The sequence below is a fragment of the Bacteroides sp. L10-4 genome (genome assembly GCF_013373675.1).
GTDB classification, from domain to species: domain Bacteria; phylum Bacteroidota; class Bacteroidia; order Bacteroidales; family Bacteroidaceae; genus Bacteroides; species Bacteroides muris.
The window spans coordinates 1-15,565 of record NZ_JABXJH010000071.1 but is presented as its reverse complement, the minus strand read 5'-3'; the positions used below and the strand labels follow the sequence as shown (position 1 = coordinate 15,565).

14 protein-coding genes are annotated in these 15,565 nt (G+C 47.1%); 2 read left to right on the top strand and 12 right to left on the bottom strand.

The features are described 5' to 3' along the window. Positions 1-160: 160 nt before the first annotated feature. The 3 genes from HU824_RS17210 to HU824_RS17200 form a co-directional block, all read right to left on the bottom strand. On the bottom strand, positions 161-505 hold the full coding sequence (locus tag HU824_RS17210; protein WP_176469499.1) for a hypothetical protein: 345 nt from the start codon (positions 503-505) through the stop codon (positions 161-163). Between the two features lie 168 nt (positions 506-673). After that, the gene (locus tag HU824_RS17205; protein ID WP_176469498.1) at positions 674-1,855 is read right to left on the bottom strand and encodes a FecR family protein; all 1,182 of its coding nucleotides are present in this window, start codon (positions 1,853-1,855) and stop codon (positions 674-676) included. 61 nt (positions 1,856-1,916) lie between these two features. Further along, complete coding sequence (locus HU824_RS17200) at positions 1,917-2,420, bottom strand: RNA polymerase sigma factor (RefSeq protein ID WP_246866927.1); 504 nt, start codon at positions 2,418-2,420, stop codon at positions 1,917-1,919. Between the two features lie 561 nt (positions 2,421-2,981). On the opposite strand from HU824_RS17200, the gene HU824_RS17195 reads away from it, so the two are divergent. Further along, entirely contained in the window at positions 2,982-3,344 is a 363-nt protein-coding gene (locus HU824_RS17195) for a BlaI/MecI/CopY family transcriptional regulator (RefSeq protein ID WP_136010352.1), read from the top strand. A 2-nt stretch (positions 3,345-3,346) separates the two neighbouring features. Then, positions 3,347-5,167 (top strand): M56 family metallopeptidase, encoded by a 1,821-nt coding sequence (locus tag HU824_RS17190; RefSeq protein ID WP_176469497.1) that lies wholly within the window; start codon positions 3,347-3,349, stop codon positions 5,165-5,167. Between the two features lie 92 nt (positions 5,168-5,259). On the opposite strand, the gene HU824_RS17185 is transcribed toward HU824_RS17190, so the two are convergent. From HU824_RS17185 to HU824_RS17145, 9 genes are all read right to left on the bottom strand, one after another. Continuing rightward, a complete protein-coding gene (locus tag HU824_RS17185) occupies positions 5,260-6,360 on the bottom strand; it encodes an Mrp/NBP35 family ATP-binding protein (protein ID WP_176469496.1) in 1,101 nt (366 codons plus the stop codon). Positions 6,361-6,397: 37 nt separating this feature from the next. After that, complete coding sequence (gene trmB / locus HU824_RS17180; RefSeq protein ID WP_176469495.1) at positions 6,398-7,156, bottom strand: tRNA (guanosine(46)-N7)-methyltransferase TrmB; 759 nt, start codon at positions 7,154-7,156, stop codon at positions 6,398-6,400. 76 nt (positions 7,157-7,232) lie between these two features. Then, on the bottom strand, positions 7,233-8,252 hold the full coding sequence (locus HU824_RS17175; RefSeq protein WP_176469494.1) for a branched-chain amino acid aminotransferase: 1,020 nt from the start codon (positions 8,250-8,252) through the stop codon (positions 7,233-7,235). A gap of 53 nt (positions 8,253-8,305) precedes the next feature. Then, positions 8,306-8,521, bottom strand: a complete 216-nt coding sequence (gene xseB / locus HU824_RS17170) for an exodeoxyribonuclease VII small subunit (protein WP_176469493.1) — start codon at positions 8,519-8,521, stop codon at positions 8,306-8,308. 251 nt (positions 8,522-8,772) lie between these two features. Further along, positions 8,773-10,008 (bottom strand): exodeoxyribonuclease VII large subunit, encoded by a 1,236-nt coding sequence (gene xseA, locus HU824_RS17165; RefSeq protein ID WP_176469500.1) that lies wholly within the window; start codon positions 10,006-10,008, stop codon positions 8,773-8,775. A gap of 24 nt (positions 10,009-10,032) precedes the next feature. Then, a complete protein-coding gene (locus HU824_RS17160) occupies positions 10,033-11,394 on the bottom strand; it encodes a S8 family serine peptidase (RefSeq protein WP_176469492.1) in 1,362 nt (453 codons plus the stop codon). Further along, complete coding sequence (gene mnmA / locus HU824_RS17155; protein ID WP_176469491.1) at positions 11,391-12,485, bottom strand: tRNA 2-thiouridine(34) synthase MnmA; 1,095 nt, start codon at positions 12,483-12,485, stop codon at positions 11,391-11,393. Before mnmA ends, HU824_RS17160 begins: the two co-directional genes overlap by 4 nt. 652 nt (positions 12,486-13,137) lie before the next feature. Next, positions 13,138-14,226, bottom strand: coding sequence for an acyltransferase (locus HU824_RS17150; protein WP_136010345.1), 1,089 nt, complete (start codon positions 14,224-14,226; stop codon positions 13,138-13,140). A 161-nt stretch (positions 14,227-14,387) separates the two neighbouring features. Then, positions 14,388-15,392, bottom strand: coding sequence for a glycoside hydrolase family 43 protein (locus HU824_RS17145; protein WP_136010344.1), 1,005 nt, complete (start codon positions 15,390-15,392; stop codon positions 14,388-14,390). Positions 15,393-15,565: the final 173 nt, after the last annotated feature.

Below are 15,565 nucleotides of genomic sequence, written 5' to 3'. Positions count from 1 at the left end.
TAATCGGGAGGATTTGGTTAACTTTGACTGAGTCCTTGGAATTAGTAGTTTTCATGGAGAAAAGTCGCCAAACTTTTCCTTTAAATTACTAAATTTCAGGGACTTTTGCAGATTTAATCACTTGAAAATTAAATGTTTAACAGCATATATTTAATTTTTGTCATCTACTAAAGTCGTTGATTTTAAAGTCCAGACCGGTGGCAGAAGAGAGTTCTTTCAATATCTCTTCCGTTTTCTTTCCACTGATGTTCATGGAAATCTTCTTCTCCAGTTCGGACTTCACATCCTTGGAATACAGAAAGACAAAGTTGCTGCTCTGTTCGATGAAACCGAACACTTCTTTCACTGTCCGAGCAGCAGTCGCCCGCTGTTCGTTCTCTGTGCCGCGATTATCTGCGGCATAAAGGGGAGAACAATAGCCCTCCGCTACTAAAAAAACACTAACTAATAGACAAATAGATATAAAACATCTCTTTATCCGACCATAAGTTGTCTTCTTTTTCATACTTTCGTATTGATTTTGATTACTAAAAATAACTTTGATTAAAATCACTTTCGGCCGGCTGGTATTGGGAGTACTGTCCGGCCGCTTTTGTACCCAAAAAACGGTTCTACTTTCTTTTTTTATTCATTCCAAACAATTTAATTAATAAGGTTAACACTACATTTTCATTTATTCTACATAAACAGCATTCTTTCGGACAGACGGCTCCACAGGCAATGTCTGTCTGATTGCCTCCAGCACTTCGTCCAGTTCTTCATTCAGAAACAGTTTTCCATAAAAAGGCTTGTCGGCCACTGCAGACGTGCAGCAGACAGACTGCCCGTAATACTCCGTCAGATATCGGACTACTTCTTTCAGCGGCTTTCCGTCCAGCATCCACACCCCGTCTATCCAATGGATATAATCCCGCGCATTCACAGTTTCTATCTTCGAGATGCCCAACTCGTCCAGTTCCACACGTTCGTCAGGTTTCATCCTTATATGTCTTTCCTGACGGTCTTTTACATCCACCGCCCCATCTACCAGCACCACATCAGCCCGAGCACCGCCCTTGGGCGCAGAGACATTGAAAGATGTCCCCAACACCTCGACCTCGAACGCAGAAGTATTCACTACAAAAGGCCTTGCCTCATCACGCGCCACCTTCAGATAAACTTCGCCTTCTACGAATATCTCGCGCTTCCCTTCTCCGAACGTGCGAGGATAAATCACCTTACTGCCGGAGTTCACCCAAATCTTGCTGTTGTCGGCAAGCACAATCATAGAGCGACGTCCTTTCGGCACAATCATCTGGTTGTAGGCATCTTTGGCATCTCCGTCACTTGCGGTTCCTTCCGAAGCGACTGCTTCCTCCAGCTTGGAAGCGTTGACATTCACTTGCCCGGTCGGGGTGTAGGCCACTTGGGCATTGTTCACAATCTCTATCTTCTTTTTATCAGAGACAACCAATGTCACCTCTTTCACCTCCTCTTTGTCTGCATTGGCCAGCATGAACTGTTCCATCCTGGTCTTTTGGTCTTCCACCCTGTCTGCCCGGTCGAGAAAACGGACAAAACCGAACAGCAATGCCACAGATGCAGCCGCCAGACCGCAAATCAGCATCAGAGCCGACTTCTTTTTGGCAGAAGCCGTTGCCTTCGCCTCTTCTTCCGCCTTTATTTTCCGAAGGGTCTTCTCCCAGATTTCTCCGGAATCCGTCTGGGGAGGATCGCATTGGTTCCACAAGAAACTCAATTTCTGCAATTCCTCGTCCGCTTGGGAAAGATTCTCGCTGGAAAAGACGGATTGCCCCTCCAAGAGGGAGGCCCACAATTCGTATTTGTCTCTTTTTTCTTTTCTGTTATCTTCCATATCTTATAAGATGACGCAATTCATTTCAAAATCTCCTATATGAAAAGCGTTTTTTTTGAAATTATTTTTCCATGGCCTCGGATATTCTTTCCAAAGCACTGGCAATGTGCATATTAATTGTTTTGACAGATATTCCCAAAAGCCCGGCAATATCTTTATAAAGCAGTTTTTCTATCTTGGCCAGCACGAAGACCTGCCGGCATCTTGGAGGAAGGGTATGGATGGCATGGTTTATCCGGCTCATTTCTTCTTGACTGATGAGCCGTTCGTCGGGGGTCTGCAAGTCTGCAGGAATGGCATTTTCGCCCATTTCCTCCCATGTGACGGAGGAGACGGCATGGTTTTTCTTGCGCAGATAAGATACAGCCTGGTTATGGGTAATAGTCAACAACCAGGCTTTTACGTGCTCTATTTCTCTTATCTTATTCCTGTTCTGCCAGACTGTAACAAAAACATCACTCACTATCTCTTCGGCTTCTTCTTTGGAACGAACGATATATTGTGCATAATAAAGCAAATCACTGGTATATAATTCGACAAAGCCTTTGAAAGCATATTCATCCATATCAGTCATTTTATTCCAAAGAAGCATATATCGTTTTATGGTAAATTATCGTTGCTATACAGATTTTTAGGCAAAAATAGAGAAATATATTATTATAAAGAAACTTATCATAGAAAAAACGCTTCCGGTCCCGCGGCTCCCTGCGCGCTTCTGCCCACAAGTCCTGCTCTAAAAAAGGATTCACGAAAACCGATTAAATGATATTAACTATTTTATCATAATTTCTTCCGGAAACCACTGTTTTACTCTCGCTTTACCCTCGTTCTGCCCTCGTTTCTAGGGATTGGTATTAAAACAAGGTCTGATTTTAACGAACCATCCCGATTACGGTTATCGAATGTTGATTGGCTGTTTCCGGCCTGCGTTATACTTGCATTGTTCGTGCGGTGCGCACAGCTTGCACACTTCTTGCGAGCACGGATTTTCCAATAAAACCGAAAACCGGCGAAAGAAGCCATTCCAGTCAAGGTATGAGATCTTTTATATCATTTAACACATTATCATTTGCACATTTACGAAATATTCGTAGATTTGCATTGAATTCATTTAAATACTTTATCCATGGAAAAGTTAACGATACAAGAAGAAGAAGCAATGTTGTACATTTGGGAACTGGGCAGTTGCTTCGTAAAAGACATTGTTGCCAAATATCCCAAACCGGCGCCTCCCTACACAACTGTAGCATCTATTGTGAAAAACCTGGAGCGCAAGCAGTATATCCGTGCCGCACGTGTAGGCAACACTTACCAGTATACCCCGCTTATACGCGAAAGCGAATACAAACGTAGCTTTATGAGCGGTTTTGTGCGCAACTACTTTGAGAATTCCTATAAGGAAATGGTTTCGTTCTTCGCCAAAGAGCAGAAGATTTCGGCCAATGACCTGAAAGACATTATAGACATGATAGAGAAAGGAAAGGAGTAAACATGTTAGCCTATTTTCTGAAAGTGAATGTAGCGATAGTACTGTTTTATGCATTCTATCGGCTGTTCTTCTACAAAGACACGTTTTTCGGCTGGCGCAGAACCGCACTGCTCTGCTTCTTTGCCGTTTCTGCCGCCGTACCTCTGCTGAACATACAAACGTGGATTACGGAGCAGGAACCGATGGTGGCCATGGCAAACCTCTATGCCAGCGTTGTGCTACCGGAACTCACAATAGGCACCGAAGCGGCTCCTACCGACTGGAAAAGCATCCTTTCAGAATATGCCAATATCGCCTATTGGGGAATAGTGGCATTGCTGATGATACGCCTCATCATGCAACTGGCGGGCATCATCCACCTGGCATGCCGATGCCGCAAGGTACAAATAGGCAACACAAATATACATCTGCTTCCCAAAGCAGACGGGCCTTTCTCCTTTTTCCACTGGATTTTTATCCATCCGTCCTCGCATACGGAAGAGGAATTCAACGAAATATTGACCCATGAGCAGACACACGCCCGGCAATGGCACTCCATTGATGTCATCATCAGTGAACTGGTGTGCATTTTTTGCTGGTGCAATCCCTTTGCCTGGCTCATGAAACGGGAAATCCGTACCAATCTGGAATATATGGCCGATGCCCGCGTATTGGAGAACGGCTATGACTCCAAAACCTACCAGTACCATCTGCTAGGATTGTCACATCAAAAGGCTGCAGCAACTATCTATAACAGTTTCAATGTTTTACCTTTAAAAAAACGCATCAAAATGATGAACAAAAAGAGAACAAAAGAAATAGGAAGGACCAAATATCTGATGTTCCTTCCTTTAGCGGCCTTACTTATGATTGTCAGCAATATCGAAGCAGTGGCACGTACCACAAAGAAGATTGCAGCGGAAGTCATAGAGGCTGTAGACGCCAAAACCGGACAAGCGGTACCGGAAGTTCAAGCCCCTCAAGTAGCTCCCCTACCGGAACAAGATACGAAAACAGTGACTTACAAAGGAAAGGTAGTGGATAAGGATACTCTCGACAATCCGATTTTTGAGGTAGTGGAACACATGCCCGAATTCCCCGACGGAGGCATGTCTGCACTAATGGAATACTTGAGCAAGAACATCAAATATCCGGAAGCAGCCATGAAGAAAGGTACGCAAGGACGGGCTACCGTGCAATTTGTAGTGGAGAAGGATGGCAGTATTACCAATGTAAAAATACTGCGCGGCATTGACCCGGAATTGAATAAAGAAGCCGTACGCGTAATCAGTGCCATGCCCAAATGGAAACCCGGCACACAAAAAGGAGAAGCCGTGCGGGTAAAATATACAGTTCCCGTGATGTTCCGTCTGACGGAAAACAATACACAGGTTAAGTATGCTCCCATTGAAAGCAAAATAGATGAAATGGTGGTAGTGGGTTATGCTCCCGAAGAGGCAACCTACCCGGAGGAAGTAACCGTTTTCGAAGTCGTAGAAAAAATGCCGGAATATCCCGGCGGCATGTCCGCAATGATGGAATTCATCGGCAAAAATATCAAATATCCGGTAGCCGCACAAAAAGCTAAGACTCAGGGAAGAGTGGTCATACAGTTTATAGTGGATAAAGAAGGGAACATCATCTGCCCCAGAGTAATCCGTGGTGCCGACCCACTGCTAGACGCTGAAGCAATCCGTCTGACTACTATCATGCCCAAGTGGAAGCCCGGCATGCAAAGAGGACAAGCTGTAAACGTAAAATATACAGTCCCCATCATGTTCCGTCTGCAAGAACCGGAGAAAAGCCCTGCTGTCCAGAATGCCACTGTTACTCCAACTAAATAAACTAATTTTCTCTCTAAACAAGTCTAAATGAAAAAGGAGCAGTTACCCGTCGCCGGGTAACTGCTCCTTTTTCATAAGGAAAATATCCATGTTTATTTATGCACTTCCACAATCCGTGTCGGCGCCATTTCCATATTTCTGCGGTCTACCTGGCGTACTACGGCAGCAGCCAGTTGCAGGAACGCACGCCCGGTTACCGTATTCTCGTCCAAAGCAACCGGAGTACCTTTATCACCACTCTCACAGATGCTCTGTACAATAGGTATCTGCCCCAGCAAGGGTACGTTCATTTCCTCAGCCAGTCTCTTTGCGCCTTCTTTTCCAAAGATGTAATACTTGTTTTCAGGCAATTCGGCAGGCGTGAACCAAGCCATATTCTCTACCAGACCGAGAATGGGTACATTCACCTTATCATTGGTAAACATATTGATACCCTTGCGGGCATCTGCCAGCGCCACAGCCTGCGGCGTGCTGACGACGATAGCTCCTGTCAGTGCCAAAGTCTGCACCACAGTCAAATGGATGTCGCTCGTTCCAGGAGGAAGGTCGATAAGAAAATAATCCAGTTCTCCCCAGTCGGCATCACCAATCAACTGTTTCAAAGCATTGCTTGCCATACCTCCCCGCCACAAAGTGGCTTGGTCGGGATCTACAAAGAAACCGATGGAAAGCAGCTTAATGCCATACTTCTCTATCGGAACAATCAAGTCACGTCCACCAATGTTCTCTGCCACCGGACGGGCATCTTCCACTTGGAACATCTTAGGAACGGAAGGGCCAAAGATATCAGCATCCAGCAAGCCTACCTTATAACCCAACTTTGCCAAAGACACGGCAAGGTTGGCAGCAACCGTGGACTTGCCTACACCACCTTTCCCGGAAGACACTCCAATAACATTCTTCACCTGGGGTAATAGCTTACCCACTTCCGGACGTGCCGCCTGACGGCTTTCGGTCGTAATTACAACCTCCACCTCCAGAGAAACATACGTATGTATAGCTGTCTCAGCAGCTTTCACCATTGACTTCATGAACGGATCGGTCGGTTTCTCGAATATCAACGAGAAGCTGACCTTCATCCCGTCAATCCGCATGTTATCGGCCACCATCTCAGCCTCAACAAGATTCTTTCCGGTACCGGGATAGCGCACTGTTGCCAATGCGTCAAGGATTAATTTTGGATATAATGTCATTGTTCAAATTAAAAATTAAGAATTAAAAATCAAAGGCTCACTTGCTGGTTTGCAGTCCGCTACGCTTGCTACGGTTATAACTGCGATACTCATCCAGCTCTATCTCCACATCCGGTTCCTGCAACTCTCCCGCTTGCGGAAGATGGAACTTGGCATACTTGATATTCAAGCCACGATCCAGCCATTGTTGTTCGTAATAGGTCTTGATGCTAAGTATCTCATCAGCCATGCCGGAGTGGTACAAATCTTCCGTCATCACATCCACCGGCAGCCCGTTTCTTTCAATCATGTACCGGGTATAAGTAAACATGAAGTTGCTGTCCGTCTTCAGATGAACAATGCCGTCATTCTTCAGGAACTTGCGGTAGCGCTCCATGAAGTATGTGGAAGTAAGCCTTTTTGTAGCCTTCTTCATCTGCGGGTCCGAGAAAGTAAGCCAAATTTCACTTACCTCATCCGGGGCAAAAAAGCGGTCGATGATTTCGATATTCGTACGCAGAAAGGCCACATTCTTCATGCCTGACTGCAGCGACTCGGTAGCTCCCGTCCACATACGGGCCCCCTTTATATCCACTCCGATGAAGTTCTTGTCGGGAAACATGCGTCCCAATCCGACAGTATATTCTCCCCTACCACAGCCCAGTTCCAGAACAATGGGATGGTCGTTCTTGAAAAACTCTCTGTGCCAGTTCCCTTTCATGTCAAACGGCACATCATCTACCGCGGAGTACGGATACTCGAAAACATGCGGATAACTCGCCATATCGGCAAACTTCTCTAACTTGTTTTTTCCCATAATTACTTGGCTCTATATATATTATGCTATGTCCCGAAAACAGAAGTGCATACAGATGACACAAGAGAATCTCTAATTATTCAACGATAGTCACCCAGCTGTGAGTATCGGGTTCGTCGCCATATTGGATAGCACGCAGCTTATTGTAGAGTTTCGTACATACCGGGCCCGGCTTTCCATCCTTGGAAATAACGTACGACTTACCGTTCTCCACATCGTCAATGCGTTCGATGGGGCTGATAACGGCAGCCGTACCGCAAGCCCCCGCTTCCTCGAAAGTCAGCAACTCTTCTTCGGGAACCGGACGGCGCTCTACCTTCATACCCATATCCTCTGCCAGCTGCATCAGGCTCTTGTTGGTGATGGAGGGCAAGATGGAGGTGGATTTCGGAGTAATATACGTATTGTCCTTGATACCGAAAAAGTTGGCAGCACCACATTCGTCCATGTATTTCTTTTCTTTGGCATCCAGATAGAACTCGCAGGCATAACCCAAATCGTGCGCTTTTTTGTTGGCACGCAAGCTGGCTGCGTAATTACCACCTACCTTATAAATACCGGTACCCAACGGTGCAGCACGGTCGAATTCACGGATAATGACATATGGATTGGTTGAGAATCCGCCCTTGAAATAAGGACCTACCGGAGTCACGAACACCACAAACAGATATTCATTGGCAGGATGTACGCCTACTTGTGCACCGGTACCCACCAGCAACGGACGAATATATAGAGAAGCCCCCGATTCATAAGGCGGGATGAAACGTTCGTTCAGCTTCACCACCTTCAGAATAGCTTCTTTGAAACGCTCTGTAGAAAGTTCCGGCATCAAGATGCCGCGGCAAGTGGATTGCAGGCGGGCCGCATTCTCTTCCAAACGGAAGATACGCACTTTACCATCTTTGCCACGAAAGGCCTTCAAACCCTCGAACGCTTCCTGACCGTAGTGCAAACAAGTGGCAGCCATGTGCATAGGAATGGTTTCTTCGCTGCAAACTTCCAGTTCGCCCCATTGTTCGTTACGATAATAAATTCTCACATTGTAATCTGTCTTCATATATCCGAACGGCAGATTAGCCCAATCAAGTTCTTTCATATCTCAAAGTATTAGTTACTTCTATTACGTACATTTTGCAACAAAAATAGCTTTTATTCTTCAGATTCTCGCTTCTCCGACAGTAATTTTTCAATTTCCTTGTCAGCTTTGGTCAATTTATCGCTGCAAAATGCTATAATTCCGTTTGCCTCCTTTATCTTTTCGGCAAGCATGTCTATCTCCAGTTCGTTGTTGTCTATCTGGCTGACAATTTTCTCCAAACGCGCCATGGCTTCGGAGTAGGTTTCTTTTTTCTTTGTTGCTGGCATAATTGAAATTTAATTAATCGTTGTACTTCTCACGCCGTTTGTCAGAATTCCCGTCTTTGGGCGATACTTTCTCTCCACTTCCCTAGGACGTCAGTTTCAGAATATGATATTGCTCAGTGTAATGTTTATCTTTATCATACAGCATAATCATTTTTTTCAAAACTTTTAAATACTACGAAGAGAAGCTCCCTCAGATAACGGGCTTCCGGCATAAACTTCATAAGTCTTGTCTGCATTAAACGCGTAGCCGGTCACAAAAAATGTACAGTTGAGGTCACTTTACCATTTTGCAGGCAGGTTGTTATCTCGTCATTCGCTTGCAGTTCATCCGCATTCTTCACTACTTTCCCATCTTTCAGCGTAATGCTGTAACCGCGAGCCAGCAACTTTTCCGGCGAAGCATCTGCCAAGCGTTGCTGCAATAATTCCAGACGATGGCGATGACGGGACAAAGAGGAGGTGACGGCTTGCACTACATCTTTCCGCACAGTCAGCAAAGCCATTTTCGCATCGGATATGTGACGGTATGCGGCAGAAGGAATGCGGTTCTTGTAATTAAAGAGCTTACGCTGTTCCTGTTGCAACAGATTCCTGACCCCCTCATGCAAGCGGGAAGCAAGCATTTCCAGTTCATCGGCGGCATTGTTCATGAGGTCTATCAAGAACTCGGCGGCAGCCGTAGGGGTCTTTACACGGGTATGCGCCACAGAATCGAGCACCGTGTCGTCCCGTTCGTGGCCGATACCCGTCAGGATGGGCAACGGAAACTGTGCACAAGCGGCAGCAAGCAGATAGGTATCGAAACCGGACAAGTCGGACGTAGCGCCTCCACCACGGATAATGACCACTACATCGAACTCGGACAAGCGGGCATTCACACGGTCGAGGGCAGACAGAACGGACTCCTCCACACGGTCGCCCTGCATCAGGGCAGGAAACAGTTCCGTATAAAAGAAGAAGCCCCGAGAATTGTTTTTCAGCTGATGACAGAAATCACCATAACCGGCTGCTGTGGGCGAAGAAATGACGGCAATGCGTTGCGGCAGGCAAGGTATATCGAGTTCTTTGTTCAGGGTAAGCACTCCCTCTTCCTCAAGCTGCTTCAATATTTCCCGGCGGCGGCGCGCCATATCGCCTAAGGTATAGGCAGGGTCTATATCCTGCACAGTAAGGCTGTAGCCATAAAGTTCATGGAAGTTGACAGTGACCTGCACCAGCACTTTGATGCCCGAAACAAACGCCTGCCCCGTGGCTTCCTCAAAATAGGGTTTCAACAGGCGGAACACATTTGCCCAGATTATCCCCTTGGCTTTAGCTATCAGGCCGTTGGTACGGGCATCTTTCTGCACGAATTCCAGGTAGCAATGTCCGGTACTGTTGGTACGTACATCGCTCAACTCTGCCTGTACCCAGAACTCATCAGGCAGGCATTGCTCTATGCAGCGCCGCACCAATGCATTCAAGTCATATAAAGAAAGGGCTTCCATGATTTCCGGTTTATTCACTAAAACTCATTGCTTATGGCTTTTATACGCTTTCCACATGTCAGGCACACCATAACCGTAGATATTATCAGGATAGTCCGTACGGTCACCGGAACGTCGTACCAGTTCTATCACTTCCTTCGCCGTGAGTTCGGGACAAGCCTGCCATAAACAGGTCACCATGCCACACATGATGGGAGAAGAGAACGACGTACCGTTTGCCTTTCCCTGATTGCCGTCCGTACGTATGACATCAGCCCCCAGACCGACAGCCACAATATCCGGTTTTATCCGATGGTCTGCTGTATTCCCGATAGACGAGAAAGGAGCCAACACACCTTCCTTGTCAATAGCACCCACGGTCAGCACATTGTCGGCATCACCCGGAGGCGTGATTTTCTTCCACGAACCCATGCCGGAATTACCGGCACTGCATACCAGCACCATTCCTTTGTCTGCCACACGCGAAGCCTGACGGGACATCAGTGCATGCCGTCCGTCCAAATCACGGAACTTATAATCTTTTGATTTGTCGTCAAAAGTATAATAGCCCAATGAGGTATTGAGAACATCCGCCCCCACACTGTCGGCAAACTCTACCGCTGCGGCCCAATAATCCTGCTCCACCAGATGCTCGGAATACTCATCTTCGCTGCGCAGCAACCAAAAGGAGGCTTCGGGTGCCGTACCGGTCATGATGCCGGGCCTGTTCATGCCGATACAAGACAGCACCATCATGCCGTGGCTGCTCTCGGCGAAAATATCCGCCTGCGGATTTACAAAGTCTTTGGTTCCCAAGACACGGATGTTCTGCATGGCGGTTATCTTGTCGGCATTGTGGAAACCAGCGTCGATAACGGCAATCGTCATGCCTTGTCCCTTGAAACCTTCACGATGTAATTTATCACCGTTGCTCAACTGTATCTGATTAATGGCCGGCCCATACACACTGTCCGGATACATAGTCGGCCGGTTTATCAAAGAATCACGATGAGTCGACATCATCGGCCCGTCACCTTCGGGAGCCATCCAGACCTTTTCCGCAGTACGCACAAAAGGCAGCGCGGCAATGCGGTCTATCAAAGAGGAGTCGTTGCATGAAACCGTAACAAAGTTCTCCCATTTACCGGTAACCACTATATTTACACCCTGACGCCGGATTTCGTCTATATACTTACGGCACACCGGCAAATCCGTAGAATCTATCGGAAGGTGCTGCTTGCGACGACGCTCGATGGCCTTTTCAGAAAGGAATGCTTCCGGATGCTCCAGCGAAAATGCAGTGGCAGCCTTGTCCGTCAGACTGATGCGATACTTCAATGTGTCTTGTTGGGCCGATGCACTTACAACAGCCAAAGTAAAAAGTAGAAGGAAAAAGGTTTTTCTCATATATCAGTGTTTTTATTATTTTCTGCAATATACATTCCGATGCCCCGTTGGGAAGCTATGAATGAGCCGCCGACTACACGCCGGCCGACATAAAACACGGCAGACTGTCCCGGAGCAATGGCAGAAGCTTCGGACAAGAAGTGCACCAGCAGACGCCCGTCCTCCAGACGCTTCACGGTGCAAGGAATAGGTTTGCTGCGATATCGGATGCGCACGGTGAGTTCTTCTGAGCTAAAGAATTCGTCTTCATCCGTCAGGTTCTCTTGTTCGGCCAGCATATATCCGGTCTTCAATTGTTCCGCGTCGCCCAGCATCACGGTATTCTTCTGCGGATTGATTTTCAGCACATAAGCGGGTTTGCCCAAAGCTATCTCCAAGCCTTTCCTCTGTCCGATAGTGTAGTAAGGGAATCCTTTGTGCTCGCCCAGTTTGACACCTTCCGAATTGACAAACCAGCCCGGCCCCACCTCAGTGTCTATCTCCGGAGAGTGCTCGCGCAAGAAGTCGCGGTAGTCTCCTTTGATGAAGCAGACTTCCATGCTTTCCCCTTCTTCGGCCTTGAGCGTATATCCTTTATCACGAAGATACTCGCGAACCTGCAATTTGGTGAACACTCCCAACGGGAAGACACACCGTTTCAACACCTCCTGCCCCAGTCGCCACAGGAAATAGGACTGGTCTTTCTTGTCATCATCCCCGGCAACAATGTAAACCTTCCCGTTCCGTTCCTCCAGACGGGTGTAGTGTCCGGTAGCAATGAATGTACATCCCAGCTTGTCGGCCCACTCCACCAGGATACGGAACTTGAATAACGGATTGCACATCACACAAGGATTGGGAGTACGCCCCCGACGATACTCATCGATAAAGTCCTGAACGATAATCTGCCGGAAAGCCTCACGCTCATCCGCCACATGGTGTTCAATTCCCATACTGTCGGCAAGGTTGCGGGCTTCTACCGGTTCGTCTCCCCACACCCACATAGTGAGACCGACTATTTCATAGCCCTGTTCCCTCAATATCAGGCAAGTGGCGGTACTGTCGATACCTCCGCTCATTCCCACTAATACTCGTTTTTCGGATTTGTTCATATTCTGCCATTCATTCATACAGTTTGCAAAAGTACACGTTTTCAAGCAGAATACACAGTTTTTCAGCTAAAGAGAGAGTATTTTCATCCTCCATCACCTTCACCTTCTTCCTCAACCCTCCTATTCATCGGCTTTTGCGGTGAAACCTCCTTTCTTCGCACTATCGCACTCCATAGACGCTCCTGCCTTCTTTTGACTGCGCTTCGGTCTTTAATCGCAGATTTCTTTCTTTTAGCATAACCATGTATGAATCAACAGATAAGCACTGCAAAAACAATGCATTCATTTTGCAGTGGCGCTGCAACCGTTATGCAGTGGCGCTGCAACTATGTTTGCAGTGGCGCTGCAACTGCTATGCAGTGGCACTGCAACCGCTATGCAGTAGCACTGCAACCGTTATGCAGTAGCGATGCAGCCGTTATGCAGTAGCGATGCAGCCGTTATGCAGTAGCGATGCAGCCGTTATGCAGTAGCGATGCAGCCGTTATGCAGTAGCGATGCAGCCGTTAGCTATGGAATTGGAGGCAGGCAATTGACAGTTCTTGAGCCTTCACCTCCAACCTTTTTCCGTACGGGAGCCAGCCGACAAACCGAAAGAAAGAAATAAAAGAATGAGTAATCTATTCACACATAATCCTGGCAATCAAGATCCTTACCCGATAATCCACTTACTGCCCGGTATCAACGAAATGAGCTTGGTTGCCACGAAACAACTGATAAACGTACATATCGCTATAACCGGAATGGCAGCTACAGTGGGCAAGCCCAATGCAGACTTAAACACCGACACCCACAAGCCGAGCCAGAAAATGTGCATAAGGAACATGCCGTAGCTGAGTTTCGACATTTCGGCAATGATGCGCGGAGGCTGCGGAATGCCGATACAGCTGAACAACAGAAACGTACCTGCCGTCAACGCCACGCAATTAAGTGTACAGAAAGCCCATCCCACCTCAATGACCGGCGTAGAATGAACCACTCCCGGAACAGCCTGGACATAGAACGACCACATGGTGGCCACCGCGCCCGCCAGCATGAGCAGGAAACCGACCCTCAGACGCAAGGAACGCCCCCAGGCAAGATGCACGCGGATATAATGTGCCAGCACAAGGTAGCCCAAATAACCCGAAAAATACCATAACATGTGATATTCGTTCCAGAAGCACTGTCCCCACACCTCGCCAAACCAACGGTTGAGGAAAGGTATACAAGTAGAAACCAGGAACAGTCCGATGAAGAAACGTTCTTCCTTGGCCGAGACCTTCTCCAGCCACGGTGAGATGACCGGAATGAACAGATAAAGGCTTATCAACGGATACATGAACCAGAAGTGCCCGGCAAGCGCAGGAAAGTTCAGCCAGATACGTGAAAGGTCGTTCAGGGATTGTTCTCCGTCTATCTGCCCCCACAACATGGGCAACGTGCTGTACAGCACCATAAAAAAGATGAACGGCGGCATGATACGCAGGAAACGTTTACGATAAAACTGCCAACAACTCTGTCCTTTCTTCATCGGTGCAAGCAGATAGGCCGAAACAATCATGAACAGAGGCACGGACATACGGGAGAAGCCATCGTAAACTGATACCCACAATCTATCCGCCTCATTCTGAAGGAAGGACTGCGGTCCTGCCATGTCCGTAGAGCCGGCAGCTCCATAAAAATTCTCGCTGGCATGAACCAGCATTACCAAAAAACACGCAAACACGCGCACATAATCCAAAAAAGCAATACGTTTCATTTTATTTCAAGTTTTCTATTTATTCGAACCACATATAAGTTCTTCATGTCATATCTTAATCGATGCTATCCAATAAATCCACCTTCCCTCCATTAACCAACTTCAATATCAACTCACCCCCAAAAATATTTCTTTATATTAATTTGAATTGAAAATTGCTATTAGTCAAGTGGAGTTTTGGTAGCTTTCACTCCCTCGAAAGTCATACGTACCGGTTTTATCTTTCCATTTTTGTCAAAGTACATCCGGTCAATGCAGGTGGCACGGCTGTTTGCAGCCGTCTCTCCCAACGGGCGACGGTGGTAAATGATGTACCATTCATCCTTGCCTTTTCCACGCACCACAGAATGATGTCCGGCACCGGTGGCTACATCGGCATCTTGCTGAAGAATTGTCCCTTCGCGATGGAACGGTCCGAAAGGAGAGTCGGCAATGGCATAGGCCACACGGTAGTCGGGACTTCCCCAACCGCCTTCCGACCACATGAAGTAATACTTTCCGTTACGTTTCAACATGAAAGGGCCTTCCACATAGTCTTGAGGAGTCACTTCTTTATAGACTGTACCATCATCAAAAGGAACGACGCCAAGTAAATCGGGAGACAATTTCACGATGTTGCAATGCCCCCATCCTCCATAATACATATAGCAAGTACCGTCGTCATCGCGGAACACAAACTGGTCGATGGGCTGTGCGCCATTCACAATCTTATCAATCAAGGGCTTGCCCAGCACATCTTTGAAAGGGCCTGCCGGATTGTCTGCCACAGCCACCCCGATACCGCCAATCTCAGAGTTGTTCTGTATGTCGTTTCCTCCGAAGAAAAGATAATAGCGGTCATTGGCCTCGATGACAGCCGGCGCCCACAAAGCACGGCGCAGCCATGGGATATTTTCCTTTGAAAGCACACGTGGATGCTTGGTCCAATGCACCAAGTCGGGCGAAGAATAAGCATCCATAAAAGTCTGTTCATCATAAGGAGCGGAATATGTAGGATAAATCCAGAATTTCCCGTCCAGCACTACCCCCTCAGGGTCGGCATACCAACCGGGGAAAACCGGATTGCCGCTACGTTTCTTTTGAACTTCCTTGCCAGATTGCGCGTAAAGAGAAGAAAAGGCACAAAACAATGCCAAACAGTAAATAGTAAGTTTCTTAAGTTTCATGGTAAATAGGGTTTTCAAACAATGATTTATCGCAAGAGAGAGAGGGTGAATTCTAAGTCCTCTCCAAACAATATCTATAAAATCTTACCCAAGTTTACGAACATTAACGTATCCTTGGGTAAGTTTGTATATAGACATAACTACTCTTCAGAAGTGTATAGCTACTTCCTAAA